15 protein-coding genes are annotated in these 14,288 nt (G+C 69.3%); 13 read left to right on the plus strand and 2 right to left on the minus strand.

Annotated elements, in window-relative coordinates:
- The first annotated feature begins 23 nt into the window (after window positions 1–23).
- The 4 genes from ACZ4UV_RS33455 (at window position 24) to ygfZ (ending at window position 3,179) form a co-directional block, all read left to right on the plus strand.
- Entirely contained in the window at window positions 24–884 is an 861-nt protein-coding gene (locus tag ACZ4UV_RS33455) for a hypothetical protein (RefSeq protein WP_467843857.1), read from the plus strand.
- Window positions 885–1,116: 232 nt separating this feature from the next.
- Window positions 1,117–1,692: a heme-binding beta-barrel domain-containing protein gene (locus ACZ4UV_RS33460; protein ID WP_390042280.1), complete on the plus strand. Its 576-nt coding sequence runs from the start codon at window positions 1,117–1,119 to the stop codon at window positions 1,690–1,692.
- 34 nt (window positions 1,693–1,726) lie between these two features.
- Window positions 1,727–2,203, plus strand: a complete 477-nt coding sequence (locus ACZ4UV_RS33465; RefSeq protein ID WP_351703365.1) for a Fur family transcriptional regulator — start codon at window positions 1,727–1,729, stop codon at window positions 2,201–2,203.
- 10 nt (window positions 2,204–2,213) lie between these two features.
- Window positions 2,214–3,179, plus strand: coding sequence for a CAF17-like 4Fe-4S cluster assembly/insertion protein YgfZ (gene ygfZ / locus ACZ4UV_RS33470; RefSeq protein ID WP_451022501.1), 966 nt, complete (start codon window positions 2,214–2,216; stop codon window positions 3,177–3,179).
- Window positions 3,180–3,206: 27 nt separating this feature from the next.
- Here ygfZ and dtd read toward each other — a convergent pair whose 3' ends face one another.
- Window positions 3,207–3,632, minus strand: coding sequence for a D-aminoacyl-tRNA deacylase (gene dtd / locus ACZ4UV_RS33475; protein WP_294005195.1), 426 nt, complete (start codon window positions 3,630–3,632; stop codon window positions 3,207–3,209).
- A 157-nt stretch (window positions 3,633–3,789) separates the two neighbouring features.
- Here dtd and ACZ4UV_RS33480 point away from each other — a divergent pair, with 157 nt between their 5' ends.
- From ACZ4UV_RS33480 to ACZ4UV_RS33490, 3 genes are all read left to right on the plus strand, one after another.
- Complete coding sequence (locus ACZ4UV_RS33480; protein WP_390042276.1) at window positions 3,790–4,383, plus strand: RsiG family protein; 594 nt, start codon at window positions 3,790–3,792, stop codon at window positions 4,381–4,383.
- 130 nt (window positions 4,384–4,513) lie between these two features.
- The gene (locus ACZ4UV_RS33485) at window positions 4,514–5,758 is read left to right on the plus strand and encodes a GNAT family N-acetyltransferase (protein WP_390042274.1); all 1,245 of its coding nucleotides are present in this window, start codon (window positions 4,514–4,516) and stop codon (window positions 5,756–5,758) included.
- A 378-nt stretch (window positions 5,759–6,136) separates the two neighbouring features.
- Complete coding sequence (locus ACZ4UV_RS33490) at window positions 6,137–7,057, plus strand: winged helix-turn-helix domain-containing protein (protein WP_390042272.1); 921 nt, start codon at window positions 6,137–6,139, stop codon at window positions 7,055–7,057.
- Between the two features lie 14 nt (window positions 7,058–7,071).
- On the opposite strand, the gene ACZ4UV_RS33495 is transcribed toward ACZ4UV_RS33490, so the two are convergent.
- A complete protein-coding gene (locus ACZ4UV_RS33495) occupies window positions 7,072–7,263 on the minus strand; it encodes a hypothetical protein (RefSeq protein WP_093501330.1) in 192 nt (63 codons plus the stop codon).
- 145 nt (window positions 7,264–7,408) lie between these two features.
- On the opposite strand from ACZ4UV_RS33495, the gene ACZ4UV_RS33500 reads away from it, so the two are divergent.
- The 6 genes from ACZ4UV_RS33500 (at window position 7,409) to ACZ4UV_RS33525 (ending at window position 14,288) form a co-directional block, all read left to right on the plus strand.
- The gene (locus ACZ4UV_RS33500) at window positions 7,409–8,278 is read left to right on the plus strand and encodes a FadR/GntR family transcriptional regulator (RefSeq protein ID WP_451018941.1); all 870 of its coding nucleotides are present in this window, start codon (window positions 7,409–7,411) and stop codon (window positions 8,276–8,278) included.
- Between the two features lie 29 nt (window positions 8,279–8,307).
- On the plus strand, window positions 8,308–9,021 hold the full coding sequence (locus ACZ4UV_RS33505) for an HAD family hydrolase (protein ID WP_451018942.1): 714 nt from the start codon (window positions 8,308–8,310) through the stop codon (window positions 9,019–9,021).
- Window positions 9,022–9,358: 337 nt separating this feature from the next.
- Window positions 9,359–10,231 carry a winged helix-turn-helix domain-containing protein gene (locus tag ACZ4UV_RS33510; RefSeq protein ID WP_451018943.1) on the plus strand — a complete coding sequence of 291 codons (873 nt, stop codon included), beginning with the start codon at window positions 9,359–9,361 and terminating at the stop codon, window positions 10,229–10,231.
- Window positions 10,232–10,509: 278 nt separating this feature from the next.
- The gene (locus ACZ4UV_RS33515; protein ID WP_451018956.1) at window positions 10,510–12,699 is read left to right on the plus strand and encodes an aminoglycoside phosphotransferase family protein; all 2,190 of its coding nucleotides are present in this window, start codon (window positions 10,510–10,512) and stop codon (window positions 12,697–12,699) included.
- 158 nt (window positions 12,700–12,857) lie between these two features.
- Window positions 12,858–13,658 carry a hypothetical protein gene (locus tag ACZ4UV_RS33520; protein ID WP_467843079.1) on the plus strand — a complete coding sequence of 267 codons (801 nt, stop codon included), beginning with the start codon at window positions 12,858–12,860 and terminating at the stop codon, window positions 13,656–13,658.
- A 24-nt stretch (window positions 13,659–13,682) separates the two neighbouring features.
- On the plus strand, window positions 13,683–14,288 hold the full coding sequence (locus tag ACZ4UV_RS33525) for a TetR/AcrR family transcriptional regulator (protein ID WP_467843082.1): 606 nt from the start codon (window positions 13,683–13,685) through the stop codon (window positions 14,286–14,288).

Raw genomic sequence — 14,288 nt, forward strand, 5'->3', positions numbered from 1 at the left:
ACGCGGACACCGACGCGGCCCCGGTGCCGGTCGCGGACACCGACGCGGCCCCGGTGCCGGTCGCGGACACCGACGCGGCCCCGGTGCCGGTCGCGGACGTCGCGCAGCCCGTGAAGAAGGACCGGCGGCTGTTGCGGGCGACGCTCCGCTGGGTCGCCGCCGTCGCCGTCTTCGGCGTCGTCGGGACCGGCACGGCGTACGGCATCACGCGGCTCGACCGCACCGACGTACCCGGTCTCGCCACGCACTCCGACGGCCGCTGGACGTACCCCGTCCTCGTGAAGCCCCCGCTGCCCTCCGGCAGCCCCGGTCCGAACGACGACACCCGCAACCCGGCCGGAACCCACTACGCCGACCTGCGGAAACTGGTCCTTCCGGCGCCGGAGGGCGCCACCGCCGACGCCGCGCTCAAGGGCACGGACGGCTGGCTGCCGACGAAGGGCTTCCTCGCCGAGTTCGCCACCGCGGACGACCGCGACGAGCTGCGCCAGACGCTCGTCGACAACGGCCTGCGGCACATCGCGGCCCGCGGCTGGACCACCCCCGACGGCACGCACACCCGGATCTACCTGCTGCAGTTCGACACGGCCGCCGTCGCGGAGGCGATCCTCAACGGGAAGCTCATGAGCCAGGCCGCGCCGACCTACGCGCTGCGCGACGGCGACCAGTACGAACTCGACGGGAAGTTCCCGGACCCGGCCAGGATCGAGCACGTCCTGCTGGCGCCCTACACGGAGCTCAAGCCCTACGGCGCCCGGCAGGCCCGGCAGGCCTACCTGGCCTCCGGCGACACCGTCGGCGTGATCATCCAGTCCCGGAAGGGCAGCGCGCCCGCCGTCCCCTTCGAGCAGACGGTGACCCTGCAGAGCGAGCTGCTGGACTGACCCCGCAGGGGTACACCTCGCCAAGAGCGCCGGGCCCGGGCCGCGTAAGCTGGGGCCCGGCTCTTGTACGTACGCCCGCCCTCGCTCAAGGAGCACCCGTGGAAGCCTTCTTCGAAACCCTGCTGGTCCTGGTCTGCGTCGGCGTCCTCGCCTTCGCCTGGCTGGCCGTGAAGAAGCTGTACCAGGGCCAGCGCTGAACCGAGTCCGAGCCCGAGTCTAGGAACCACCACCCATGATCGAGATTCCGTCCGACCTGCACAGGGACCTGGTCCCGCTCGCCTTTCTGCTCGGCAGCTGGGCCGGCGCCGGTGTCCACGACTTCCCGGGCTCCGAGAAGTGCAACTTCGGCCAGGAGGTCACCTTCAGCCACGACGGACGGGACTTCCTGGAGTACCACTCCCACACCTGGGTGCTGGACCACGACGGGAACAAGGTCCGCCCGCTGGAGTCGGAGTCCGGCTTCTGGCGCATCGACGCCCACCGCAAGGTCGAGGTCACGATGGTCCGCGACGACGGCGTGATCGAGATCTGGTACGGCGAGATGGCCGACCAGAAGCCCCAGATCGACCTGGTCACCGACGCCGTCGCCCGGACCGCCGCCTCCGCCCCGTACAGCGGTGGCAAGCGCCTCTACGGCTACGTCAAGAGCGACCTGATGTGGGTCGGCGAGAAGCAGACCCCCGAGGTCGAGCTGCGCCCCTACATGTCGGCGCACCTGAAGAAGGTCGTCACCCCGGAGGACGTCGAGCGCTGGGCCAAGGCCCTCCCCGACGACATGCCGGACGACGGCATCGCGTTCTTCAAGTAGTACTGGATTTCGGAAGTAGTTCTAGACTTTCGGTGTGGTGAGCACCGACTGGAAGAGCGACCTCAGGCAGCGCGGCTACCGGCTGACGCCGCAGCGGCAACTCGTGCTCGAAGCAGTGGACACCCTTGAGCACGCGACCCCCGACGACATCCTCGGTGAAGTGAGGAAGACCGCGTCGGGGGTCAACATCTCGACGGTCTACCGGACCCTGGAGCTCCTGGAGGAGCTGGGGCTGGTCAGCCACGCCCATCTCGGGCACGGTGCGCCGACGTACCACCTCGCCGACCGGCACCACCACATCCACCTGGTCTGCCGCGACTGCGAGAACGTGATCGAGGCGGACGTGGCGGTGGCCGCGGAGTTCACCGCCAAGCTGCGGCGCGACTTCGGCTTCGAGACGGACATGAAACACTTCGCGATCTTCGGGCGTTGCAAGGACTGCACGCTGAAGAGAGCCAAGGCGGCATCCGCCGCGTCCGCGTCCGTCCAGAGTTCAATTACCGAGTCGTAGGCTTATGCATATGAAGAGCCCCCTGCTGTCCCTGCCCGGCGCGGTATCCGCCGAGGGCGTGGACGAAGGCGTCGCCGCGCACTACGGCGACCTGTTCCGCGAGCAGCGCGCCCTCGCCGACGGCGCCGGTTTCGTCGACCTCTCCCACCGGGGGGTCGTGGCCGTCACCGGCGAGGACCGGCTGAGCTGGCTGCACCTGCTCCTCACCCAGCACGTCAGCGAGCTGCCGGCCGGCGAGGCCACCGAGGCGCTGATCCTCTCCGCGCACGGCCACATCGAGCACGCGCTGTACCTGGTCGACGACGGCACGACCGTCTGGGCCCACGTCGAGCCGGGCACCCAGGAGGCGCTGGTCGCCTACCTGGAGTCGATGAAGTTCTTCTACCGGGTGGAGGTCGCCGACCGGACCGCCGACTTCGCGGTCGTCCACCTGCCCGCCGGCTCCATCGCCGAGGCCCCGGAGGGTGTCGTCGTGCGCGAGACGGCGTACGGCCGTGACCTCTTCCTGCCCCGCGCCGACCTGGAGGCGTACGCCGGGAAGGCGGGCCCGGCCGCCGGGCTGCTCGCCTACGAGGCGCTGCGCGTCGAGCACCACCGGCCCCGGCTCGGTTTCGAGACCGACCACCGGACCATCCCGCACGAGCTGGGCTGGATCCGCACCGCGGTCCACCTCCAGAAGGGCTGCTACCGCGGCCAGGAGACCGTGGCCCGGGTGCAGAACCTCGGCAAGCCGCCGCGCCGCCTGGTCTTCCTCCACCTGGACGGCAGCGAGGTGCACCTGCCGCCGCACGGGACCGAGATCCGGGTGGCCGACGAGGGCGAGGACGGTCGGAAGATCGGCTTCGTGACGACGTCGGTACGCCACTTCGAACTGGGCCCGGTGGCCCTGGCGTTGGTCAAGCGCAACGTCCCGGCGGACGCCCGGCTGGTCGCGGGGGAGACGGCCGCGGCGCAGGAAGTGATCGTCGAGCCGTAGGGCCGCCGCGGGTTCCTTCTCCGCTGCTCACATCTCCAGCAGGACGGTGAACGGGCCGTCGTTCGTCAGCGACACCCGCATCTGAGCCCCGAACCGCCCGGTCGCCACGGTCGCCCCCAGCGACCGCAGCTGCGCGACCACTTCGTCCACCAGCGGCTCCGCCACCTCGCCGGGCGCCGCCGCGTTCCAGGTCGGCCGCCGCCCCTTGCGGGCGTCGCCGTACAGCGTGAACTGACTGATCACGAGCAGCGGCGCGTCGACGTCACTGCACGACCTCTCGTCCGCCAGCATGCGGATCGACCAGAGTTTCCTGGCGAGTTGGGCCGCCTTCTCCTTGGTGTCCTCGTGGGTCACCCCGACGAGCACGCACAGGCCCTCGCCCTCGATCGCGCCCACCGTCTCGCCGTCCACGACGACGCTCGCGCCGTCCACCCGCTGTACCACCGCTCGCATGCGCACCATCATGCCCGGTGCCCACATGCGCCTCGCAAGGGCCTATTTTGGATCCTTAACGTCCCAACTAGGGCCGTTCGGGGGCACTCGGTCACATTGCGGCCACTTGGGGTGGCACCATGCTTCCACAAGCCGGTCGAGGGGACGGTTGAGACGTATGAGCACACCGAGCACCGGGCGACTGAAGACGCAGGGCACGCAGAGCGTGCAGAGCCTGCCCCGGCCGCCCGCACAGCGCGGCGAGGACATCCCGCTGCCGGCGGAGCCGCCGGAGCACGACCTGGCCCGCCTGAGCCTGCCCGAACTGCGCGTCCTGCGCCGGGACGCGCAGCGCGACGAGGCCGACCTGAGCTACGTACGGCGGCTGCTCCAGGGCCGTATCGACATCCTGCGCGCGGAACTGGCCCGCCGCTCCCCGGCGGGCGCGGCCGCCGTGGTGGACCGGCTCCCGGAGATCCTCACGGACGCCCCGGCCCGCCACCGCTCCTCCGCCCGCCACGTCACCCTCGGCACCCCGCACAACGAGGAGTACGGCAGGCTGGCGGCCGACATGCTGGCCGAGGTCGAACTCTCCGACCTCCAGGCCCGCACGGACACGGAGCTGACGGCGGCGATGGGCCGCCTGGTCGGCTACGAGCAGGAGGTGTCGCGGCGAAGGCAGCGCCTGCAGCGGACGGCGGACGATTCGAGCGGGGAGATCACGAGGCGCTACCGGGAAGGCGAAGCCCAGGTCGACGATCTGCTGACCTGAGGCTGACCGTTCGGGGGCGCTGGGGGTAGCCCCGGCCGAAGGCTGGGGGAGGAACTGCGCGACCAGCCCCCACCGGCCCGCACCCGAAATTCAATCGGCACCACCCTCACCCAACACCTACCGTGCTGTCATGACTGACGCCGTCGAAGTCCGCCCCATAACCGAACCCGAACTCGCCGACTGGCACCGTGCCCTGTCCACCGGCTTCCTCCAGCGCCCCACCCTCTCGGCAGAGCAACTCGACGCCCGCCGGAGGCAGTTCGTGCCGGGCAGACTTCTCGGCGCCTTCGACGGCCCCCGCTGCGTCGCGACGTTCCGCTCCTTCGACCAGGAGCTGACCGCGGTCGGCGGCGCGACCGTCCCCGCCGACGCCATCTCCAACGTCACGGTCACCGCCACCCACCGCCGCCGCGGCCTGCTCACCCGCATGATGAGCCAGGACCTGGCCGCGGCGAAGGAGCGCGGAGACGTGGTCGCGACCCTGATCGCCGCCGAGTACCGGATCTACGGCCGCTACGGCTTCGGCCCGGCGACCACGCTGACGGAGTGGACGGTCGAGGTCCCGCGGACCGGCCTGGACCCGCGCTGGGCGCGCCCCGAGGACGGCGGCCGGATCGACCTGGTCGACGGCGAGGACATCCGCAAGCTCGGCCCCGACCTGCACGAACGCATCCGCCGCAGCACCCCGGGCGCGGTCAGCCGCAGCGAGCTGTGGTGGCAGTTGCGCACCGGCGTGGTCCGTTTCGACGAGGAGTGGAAGGAGCCCTACTTCGCGGTGTACCGCTCGGCGGCCGGCGAGGTGGAGGGCATCGCGTCCTACGAGTCGGACGACAACTGGCAGGGCAAGCAGCCGTACGACACCGCCGACGTGCAGTGGCTGCTCGGCGCCACCCCGGCGGCCGAGCGCGCGCTGTGGCACTACCTGTGCTCGATCGACTGGATCACCAGGGTGAAGAGCGGCTGGCGGTCGCCGGACGACCTGCTGCCGCACTACCTTCCCGACCCGCGCGCCGCGCGGATCGCCAACCAGGCGGACTGGCTGTGGGTGCGGATCCTGGACGTCGTACGGGCCCTGGAGGCGCGGACGTACGACAGGGCCGGGTCGCTGGTCCTGGAGGTGGCGGACCGGCAGGGGCTGGCCGGCGGCCGGTTCCGGCTGGACGCCTCCCCCGATGGGGCGTCCTGCACCCCGACCACCGACGCCCCCGACCTCGCCCTCGACATCGCCGAGCTGGCGAGCGTCTGGCTCGGTGACCAGTCCGTGGCGCGGTTGCACGCCCTCGGACGGGTCCAGGAAGAGCGAGTGGGCGCCGCCCGGGAGGCCGACGCCCTGTTGCGCGCGTCCGGGCGGCCTTGGTGCCCGGACATCTTCTGAGGCGCTCCTTCCTCCCGGGGACGGTGCCTGAATCACCTGTGTTCACTTGTGACTGAGCTGTTGTGGCTGTGCTGTTGTGACTGTGCTGAGCCGTGCTGCTCATCCGTAGCGAGCTGTGAAGTTGTGGCTGTGCGGGTCTGCCTGTGTTCGGTTGTCGGTGTTCAGTTGTGACTGTGCTGGCCGCGCGCCCCGACGGCCGGCCCAGGTGGACCGGGCTCCCGGCTCCCCTCCGGAAGGGAACCCGGATGGCCAACCGTCGAGGAAGTATGACCATGTCGCTGGAGTTGGTGACCAACTCCACAGTACTTATCTCCACTTGGATGCGACTCATAACCACCTTCCCGTGAACTGCCGAAAGATGGCGGGAAGTTGTACTGTTTGTCCGTGGACCCGGAACACGCCTCCGTCAATGGACGGAAGAGGTCACAGCGGCCTCAGGCGTCACACCACGAGGTGGCCGACGAGCTGCGCACCCGGATCAGGTCCGGGGAGCTGCGGCCGGGCCAGCGCATGCCCACGCAGGCCAAGCTGGCCGACGAGTTCGGCGTCGAGCGCGGGGCGGTGCGGCAGGCGCTGCGCATCCTGCAGTCCGAGCACCTGCTCACCAACGTGTCGAAGGGTGCTCCGGCGACGGTGGCCGCGGGTCCGGGCCGGGTACGGCTCGCCGTGGGCCCGGAGGCGCCGCCGCAGCCGACCATGGTGGCCCTCACCCCGCGCATAGAGGCGGCCTTCGCGGCCTCGCACGTGAGGATCGACGCGCTCTGCCTGACCTCGGTCTCGCTCAACCTCGCGCTCGGCGGGCCGCTGCGGCTCATCCACGCGGGGCGGCTGGAACCGGCCAAGATCGACGTCCGGGTGCTGCTGCCGAGCCGGAACATCGACCTCGCGTTCCCGACGGCGGTGGTGGCCGACGCCTCGGCCGGGGACGCGGTGCACGACCGCTGGCTGGCCCAGCGCAACGCACAGGGCCAGGTGCTGCGGCACAACCTGCTGGCGCTGCGCGCCACGCACGGCATCGACGTGCACGTCACCTTCCGGGCGCTGCCCTTCACCCCGCCGGTCAAGCTGTACCTGCTCAACGGGGCGGAGGCGCTGTTCGCGTACTACACGCTGGGGCGCCACGAGCGGGAGATCGACCACGAGCACCTGGAGACGTACGACGCCGAGGGCACGCGGTCGATGCTCTTCGCCTTCGAACAGGGCGCGGGGCTGCGGGACACCACGTTCGTGGACCAGTCCACACGGTGGTTCGACGCCCTGTGGGAGACGATCAGTTCGGAGCTGCACCTGACGGCGTAGGACCGCCCCCGTACCTACAGGGCGGGGCCGGCGAGCATCAGGGCGAGCAGGACGGCACCGGCGGAGCTGAACGCCGGGCTCTTGGCCTTGATGCCCACGGTGAGCAACAGCAGGCCGATAATGCCAGTGGCACCGTACTTCGACTGGACCATCTGCTCGAAGCCGATGACGAAGACGGCGGAGAGGAGAGCGAGGGCGGCGGGCATGGTGGTTCCCCCCATCAGTCGGGAAGCAAGGCTTCCGCCAACTCAACCAAGTTGGTGACCAACTCTGATTAAGTTGTCCCCAGTTGGCCACTACTTATAAACAACCTTCAAACAACTCCCGCCAGATGGATCAAAGTTGTAGCGTTTGGTCGTGACTCAGGAGAACGTGGCAGTGAACGCCGGCAGCACACCTCAGGAGATCGCCGACACCCTGCGGCAGCGCATCCGCTCGGGCGACCTCAAGGCCGGCGACCGCCTGCCCACCCAGGCCGAACTGGCCGAGACGTTCGGCGTGGAGCGGGGAACCGTGCGCCAGGCCGTGCGCGTACTGCAGGACGACGGCTACCTCGTCGACGTCGGCAAGGGCAGCCCGCCGCGCATCGCCGAGCCCCGGACCGCGGCGCTGGACGAACCCCAGCCGACGATGGTCGGCCTCGGCCCCCGCATGACGGAGGCGTTCGCCGCCGCGCACGTCCGCATCGACGCCGCCTGCCTGACCGCCCAGAGCCTGCTGCCGGCGCTGGCCGAGCCCCTGCGCATGATCCACGAAGGCCGGATCCGCCCCGAGCGCATCGACGTCCGCGTCCTGCTCCCCAGCCGGGACATCGCCCTCGCCTTCCCGACGGCGGTCGACGGCGACGACGACACGGTCCACAACCGCTGGCTCGGCATGCGCAACGCCCAGGGCCACGTCCTCCAGTACAACCTCCAGGGCCTGCGCTCCACCCACAAGATCGACGTGAACGTCACCTTCCGGGCCCTGCCGTTCACCCCGCCGATCAAGCTGTACCTGCTCAACGACGCCGAGGCGCTGTTCGCGTACTACACGGTCACCCGCCGCGAGGAGCAGACGGAGGACGGCCTGCTCGACATGTACGACGCCGTCGGCTCGGAGTCCCTCCTCTTCTCCTTCGAGAGGCGGACCGGCCAACGGGACGCCGCGTTCGTGGAGCAATCGCAGAAGTGGTTCAACGCCCTCTGGGAAACCATCACGACGGACCTGACACTCTCTTAGTGACTTCTGATACGACGCAGACTGAACTGGTGGCAGCCAAGAGCAAGAACACGACCGAAGAGATCGCGGAACTGGTCAGAAGCGCCCGTGTCGTCCTCTGGGACTTCGACGGGCCGATCTGCCGGCTGTTCGCGGGACACTCGGCGGCGGGCGTGGCCGGCGAACTGGTCGACTGGCTGGCGGTCCGCGGCCTGCACGGCCTGGTCACCGAGACGGAGCGGGACTCCCTCGACCCGCACCTCGTCCTGCGCGCCGTGGACCGCAGGCACCCCGGCAGCGACCTGGTCGTGGAGCTGGAGGAACGTCTCACCAAGGAGGAACTGCGGGCCACGTCGACGGCGATGCCCACGGCGTTCGCGGACATCCTCATCCAGACGTGGCGGGCGCGCGGCGCGCGCATGGCGGTCACCACCAACAACTCCCCCCGGGTGGTCCGCGCCTACCTCGACGACCGCACCCTGACCCCCTGCTTCGCCCCGCACATCTACGGCCGCACCCAGGACCTGCACCGCCTCAAGCCGGACCCGCACTGCCTCAACCGAGCCCTCAGCGCGATGGGCGCCGCCCCCGGCGCGGCCCTGATGATCGGCGACTCCCCCACCGACTTCCAGGCGGCCCGGACGGCCGGTGTCCCGTTTCTGGGCTACGCGCGTAACGCACGGAAAGCCAAGCTTTTGACCGAGGCCGGCGCGGAGCATGTGGTGGGGTCCTTGTGGCCGTTGCTGGAGATACTGCGGCACTAGGGGGTGCCGGGCGGGGCCGACGGGTCCGGCGGCTGCTGGGCGGCCGGGAGGCGGTGCGCCTGCGGCGCCAGGCCGCGAGGACGCCGACCACACTCGATACGGAGACGGCCAGTTGCACAAGGTCGTCGATCTGCACCGTGACCCCGAGTACCCGTAACTCCATGGCGCCCGCCCCCTGCAAGCTCTGGTCGACCGTGCAGCATCCGGGCCCACCTGCCTGGTTGCCGGTCAATATCAGGCATGCCCAGGCAGGTTGATCCGTTAACCGGCGGGTTCGCCTGACTTCGTGCCTGACGGATCGTGTTTGCCAGGGGACCTGGAGAGGAACGCTTGCCGTATGGCGGCCAGGCAGGCACGTGACGGTGGTGGCAAGGCGTTCCGGCAGGTCTCAGAGGCGCTGCGGACCCGGATGGTGGACGGGACGTACCAGCTGGGTACCGAACTGCCGGCCCAGGGCAAGCTCGCCAAGGAGTTCGGGGTGTCCCGTGACACCGTCCAACGGGTGGTACGCGAACTCGGCAACGAGGGGTGGATCGAGTCCCGCCAGGGCAGCCCGGCGCGGGTCGTCAAGATACAGCGGGTGCAGTCCACCACGGCCAGGGCCAGCAGGTCACGGCAGGTGATGATGCTGGGGCCGCTGATAAGCGAGGCGTTCGAGCAGCCCGAAGTCTCCCTGGACGTCTTCACGTTGACCTCGGAGTCCCTCGACGCCCACATCCGGCTCCAGGCGGAGCGGATCCGGGCCGGCGCCATCGCCCCCGGGAGTATCGTCGTGCGCTTGCTCCTGCCTGATCCTCATCTCGACCTGCCGTATCCCGTGATCAGGCAGGACAAAGACGATCCACGGCTGCGAGAGCGGCTGCGCGCCATCACCGACCGGCACACGGAATCGCTGCGTACCGCGTTGCGGGACCTGCAGGCCGAGCGGTTCGTGCCGTCCGTCGACGTCCAGATCAGGCATGTGCGGCTGGTTCCGGCCTTCAAGCTCTACGTCATCAACAAGGCAGAGGCGCTGCACGGCTTCTATGAGGTCATCGAACGGCCCATCATCCTGGACAGCGGTGAGGAGATCGACGCGCTCGACGTGCTGGGACTGGGAGCCATGCTGACGCACCACGTCGAGGACGCCGTCCCGGACTCGCCGGGTTCGGTCTTCGTGCTGAAGATGCGGTCCTGGTTCGAGTCGGTTTGGAACCTGCTCGCCGAGTAGCGCTTCTGTCAACTCTTGGGCGGACCAAGGTGGGGGCAACCGCGGTGCGCTAACATGCCCGCATTATCTGAGCAACAGCTCCGGTTCCTACGTATGAGAAGGTCAAGCACACCGATCTCAGAACGACCTGACGCAGCGGGGCACCAAACCCACCCGTTGTGGCTACTCGATTGCGCCTCTGGTCGTGCGGACAGTCCGCCGCGTTTACCGTTTGCCGTACTTTCCAGCCAGCGCTAGCAATCCCGGAGCGGCCAGTGGGCGCACCTTCTGTTCCCTCCATGTCCTTTGGGGAACGCGCCAAACCCGGCGCAGGTCATGCGCTTTACCAGCAGGTTGTGGGCCATGCCATGGAACACGGCAAGGCGCACAGCGGGCACCACAACAAGAACTACGTCCTGCCGCTGACCGGCCCTCTGGCGCTGCTCCTGCGTCGTGAGCCCGGCATGTCGGCGACAGTGCGCATCCGGCGTGACGACGCGCTGCCGGTGGTGATCAGGACCTGGCAGAACGAGGCGGAGATCCTCAGGGCCGTCAGGGCCGCGCTGCCGCATGTTCCGGAATGCCTTTTCGAGGGAAACGGCTTCGCCATCCACAGCTATGTGGACGGAGTGCCGCTGTCCAGCGTCTGCGGCAACGGCAAACCGGTCGACATCCTGACCATCGAGGAAATCGCGCAACTCCTCGCCCAGATGACCCAGGTGCGCCGGGCCACGCTACCGGGCCTGCCGGCCTCGTGGCCCAGCAACGGTCAGGACAGCCAGGGCTTTCTCCAGACGCTGGCGCACTGTGCGGACCAGCAGATCCGACGGGCCAACCTCCAGGCCTTCGGCGGGCTGTTCGCGGCGCTGGGCATCCCGGAGGACGCGCTCACCCGGTTCGCCGAGCGGGTACCGCTGATGGCCCGGCGGCCGTACAGCCTGCTCCACGCGGACCTGCACCGGGACAACCTGATCGTCACCTACGGCGGCCATCCGTCACTCATCTGCGTCGACTGGGAACTCGCCACCTACGGCGACCCCCTCCACGACCTCGCGACCCACCTGGTGCGCATGCAGTACCCCGCCGACCAGTGGTCCGAGGTGATCGAGGCCTGGGCGCGAGCCATGGAATGGACTCGGCCCGCAGCCGTCATCGGCGTGGGTAAGGACCTGCGCCATTACGTCGCCTTCGAGCAGGCGCAGTCCGTCTACCCGGACGTGATGCGGGCCGCGATGTCCCTCGACGAATCCTTCGACCAGAAGGGCCTCGACGAGGCCACGTCGGCGGTGCGCCGCGCCCTTGAGGCGGCCCAGGCGCCCCTGCGGCTGCGCCAGCTGCCCAGCGAAGCCGAGATCGAGAGCGTTCTGTTCCGGTGGCGGATTTCCCGGGGAAAGGCCCGCAAGGGGCTCTTCTCCAGCTTCGGTACCGCGCACTGGAAACCGGACAGGCGTGTTCCAGAGCGCCCGGATTTTCCCTATCGGGCGGTGCGAGGAGCACTGCTTGCCGAGGGTGCGGCCCCAGCCGGCCGAGTTTTCAAGGGAACCGGTCACCTGAATTCGGTGGTTCGTGTTCCCGGGATCGAATTCCCCGTCGTCGTGCGGCGCAAGGTGAAAAAGGTGTTCCGTCGCGAACGCAGTTTTCTCAGCGAGCATGCCGTGCTCAGAGCCATCGAAAACTCGGGTGTTTCGGTGGCGGCACCCAGAGTGCTTGCCCTCGGCGAGAGCTACCCGGGAAAGTACCGGAAAGACAACTTTGCCATTCACACCTACGAAGGGCCGTTCGACATCGACCGGCCCCCGAACCACCCGGTGCACGGACTGCTGCCGCACGAGGCGGACCGGCTCGTCGACCAGCTCAGCGCGCTGAAGGACGTCGACTACACCCGACTCGATCCGGCCGCCGGTGAAGCGGGCTACAGCTTCTACAGCTATCTGAGCGAACAGCTCGTCCTGCTGGTGGAGAACCTGCCCAAGGAGTCGCAACAACACGCCAGGCAACTCGGCCTGCCGGATGCCGGACGGCTGCGGCAGATACTGGCCAGGCACCAGGTGACCGATCGCAGGCCGATCCTCCTGCACGGTGACCTGAACCCCTGGAACCTGGTGCGCCGGGACGACGCCATGGCGCTGACCATCATCGACTGGGAGATGGCGGTCGTCGGCGACCCCCTGTACGACCTGGTGCGGCACATGCACCTCACTCCCACCCGGCCGGAGATCCGGGACCGGATGTTCCGCCGCTGGGAACGCCTGCTGCCGGACGCCTACACCCATGCCTGGCAGCAGGACTGGCGGGTCTACCGGTGGATCGAGATCGTCCGTTCCGCCTACGTGGACCTGGACCGGCTGGTCACGGGAGCGAGCCTGGACGCCCCCAACGTCCGCCGGGCCGTGGACTCGTACGCCATGACACTGGCGGCGGCGATCGCCTCCCTGGGCCTGCCGGCCCGTGCCACCGCCAATCCCCATCTTGCTCGTGCTCTGGCCTAGAGAGAACATGAGTGCTCCGAATACCCGTTTGCCCACGGGTCCGCGGGGCCGGGCAGCGCTGCGCGGAGGGGGCGTGCATGTCGGGGCGGAACGGTGGTTCGGCGGGTGAGGACGGGATATCGCGGCTGAAGCGCTTTCAGGAGCGAGTGGAGCCGGTGGTGACCCGCATCCTGCTGCTCGGCATCTTCGTCACCGGCCTCACGGCCCAGTTCGTGAAGCCGGTCGGGGACGCCCTGGAGGGCAAGGCCTTTCTCGGCGGCGCCCTGCTGAGCCTGGTCGGCTACGTCCTGTACGACCAGGTGAAGGAGCTGACGTCGTCGGTCCGCGCCCCGACCCGGGCGCTGGTGAACTCCAGTCAGCTGGGCAGCTTCGTGAGTGAGGCCTTCGAGGCGCGGAGGGTCGAGATCAGTTTTCTCGGCTACACGGGCGAGACGCTTCACAGCACCCTGTACCACCACCTCGAAGACCTCTTCGACCATCCCGGCCCCACCCGCAGGGTGCTGGTCCGCATGCTCGTCCCGGACTTCGGCCAGCCGATGACGGTTCCCTCCAAGGTGGGGGAGCAGGACGTGCCCGTGGACGATCCCGACTTCCGCAAGCGCATGGAGCAGCGGTGCCGTGAATACGACGGCATCCTCTCCGAGCTCGCGGAGCGGCTCACGGCCGCCGGCCGGGTGCGTGTCGAGTGCGAGTACCGGCTGTATCCCGGAATCCCGCGCGACAAGATCTGCATCTTCAACCGGCAGCAGGTGCTGCACGGTCTGTACGACCTGTCCGTGCGGATGCGGCTGCACCACCTGGGCGACGAGTACTACGACCCCAAGGGCTACCGGACCGACCTGAACGTGTGGTCCCGGGAGGGCGTCGCCGGGGCGGCGGTGGCGACCTGGACCAAGCACTTCGACGATCTGTGGAACCTCGCGAAGCTCCCGCAGTGGCGACAGGTCCCGTCGGCCTGACCCGCGCTGCGTAGGCTCGGGCGCATGGGTGACATGGGCCTGCGTGAGCGCAAGAAGCGGCGGATGTACGAGGACGTGTCGGACATCGCCGTGCGGCTGTTCCTGGCGAAGGGGTTCGACGCGGTGTCGGTCGCCGAGGTGGCCGCCGCGGCCGGGATCTCCAAGCCGACGCTGTTCCGGTACTTCCCGGCCAAGGAGGACCTGGTCCTGCACCGGATCGCCGACCACGAGACGCAGGCGGCGCGGCTGGTCGCGGGGGCCGGGTCGCCGGTCGCCGTACTGAGGGCGCATTTCCTTGACGGGCTGGGGCGCAACGACCCGATCACCGGCCTCAACGACCACCCCCAGGTGCTCGCCTTCCACACCCTGCTCAACAGCACCCCCACCCTGGTCGCCCGGCAGTACGCCTACCTGGAGCGGTCGGAGGCCGCGCTCGCCGAGGCCCTCGGCGGCACCCTGGAGGCCAGGCTGGCGGCCGGCCAGATCATCGCCGTACAGCGGATCCTCGCGCAGGACAACTGGCGGCGGATCGTGGCGGGGGAGCGGGTCGAGGACGTGCGGGAGGACGCGGTCCGGGCGGCGGAGCGGGCGTTCGGGCGGTTGGAGCGGGCCATGACCGACACTGACTGA

Source organism: Streptomyces sp. NPDC028289 (genome assembly GCF_055565975.1).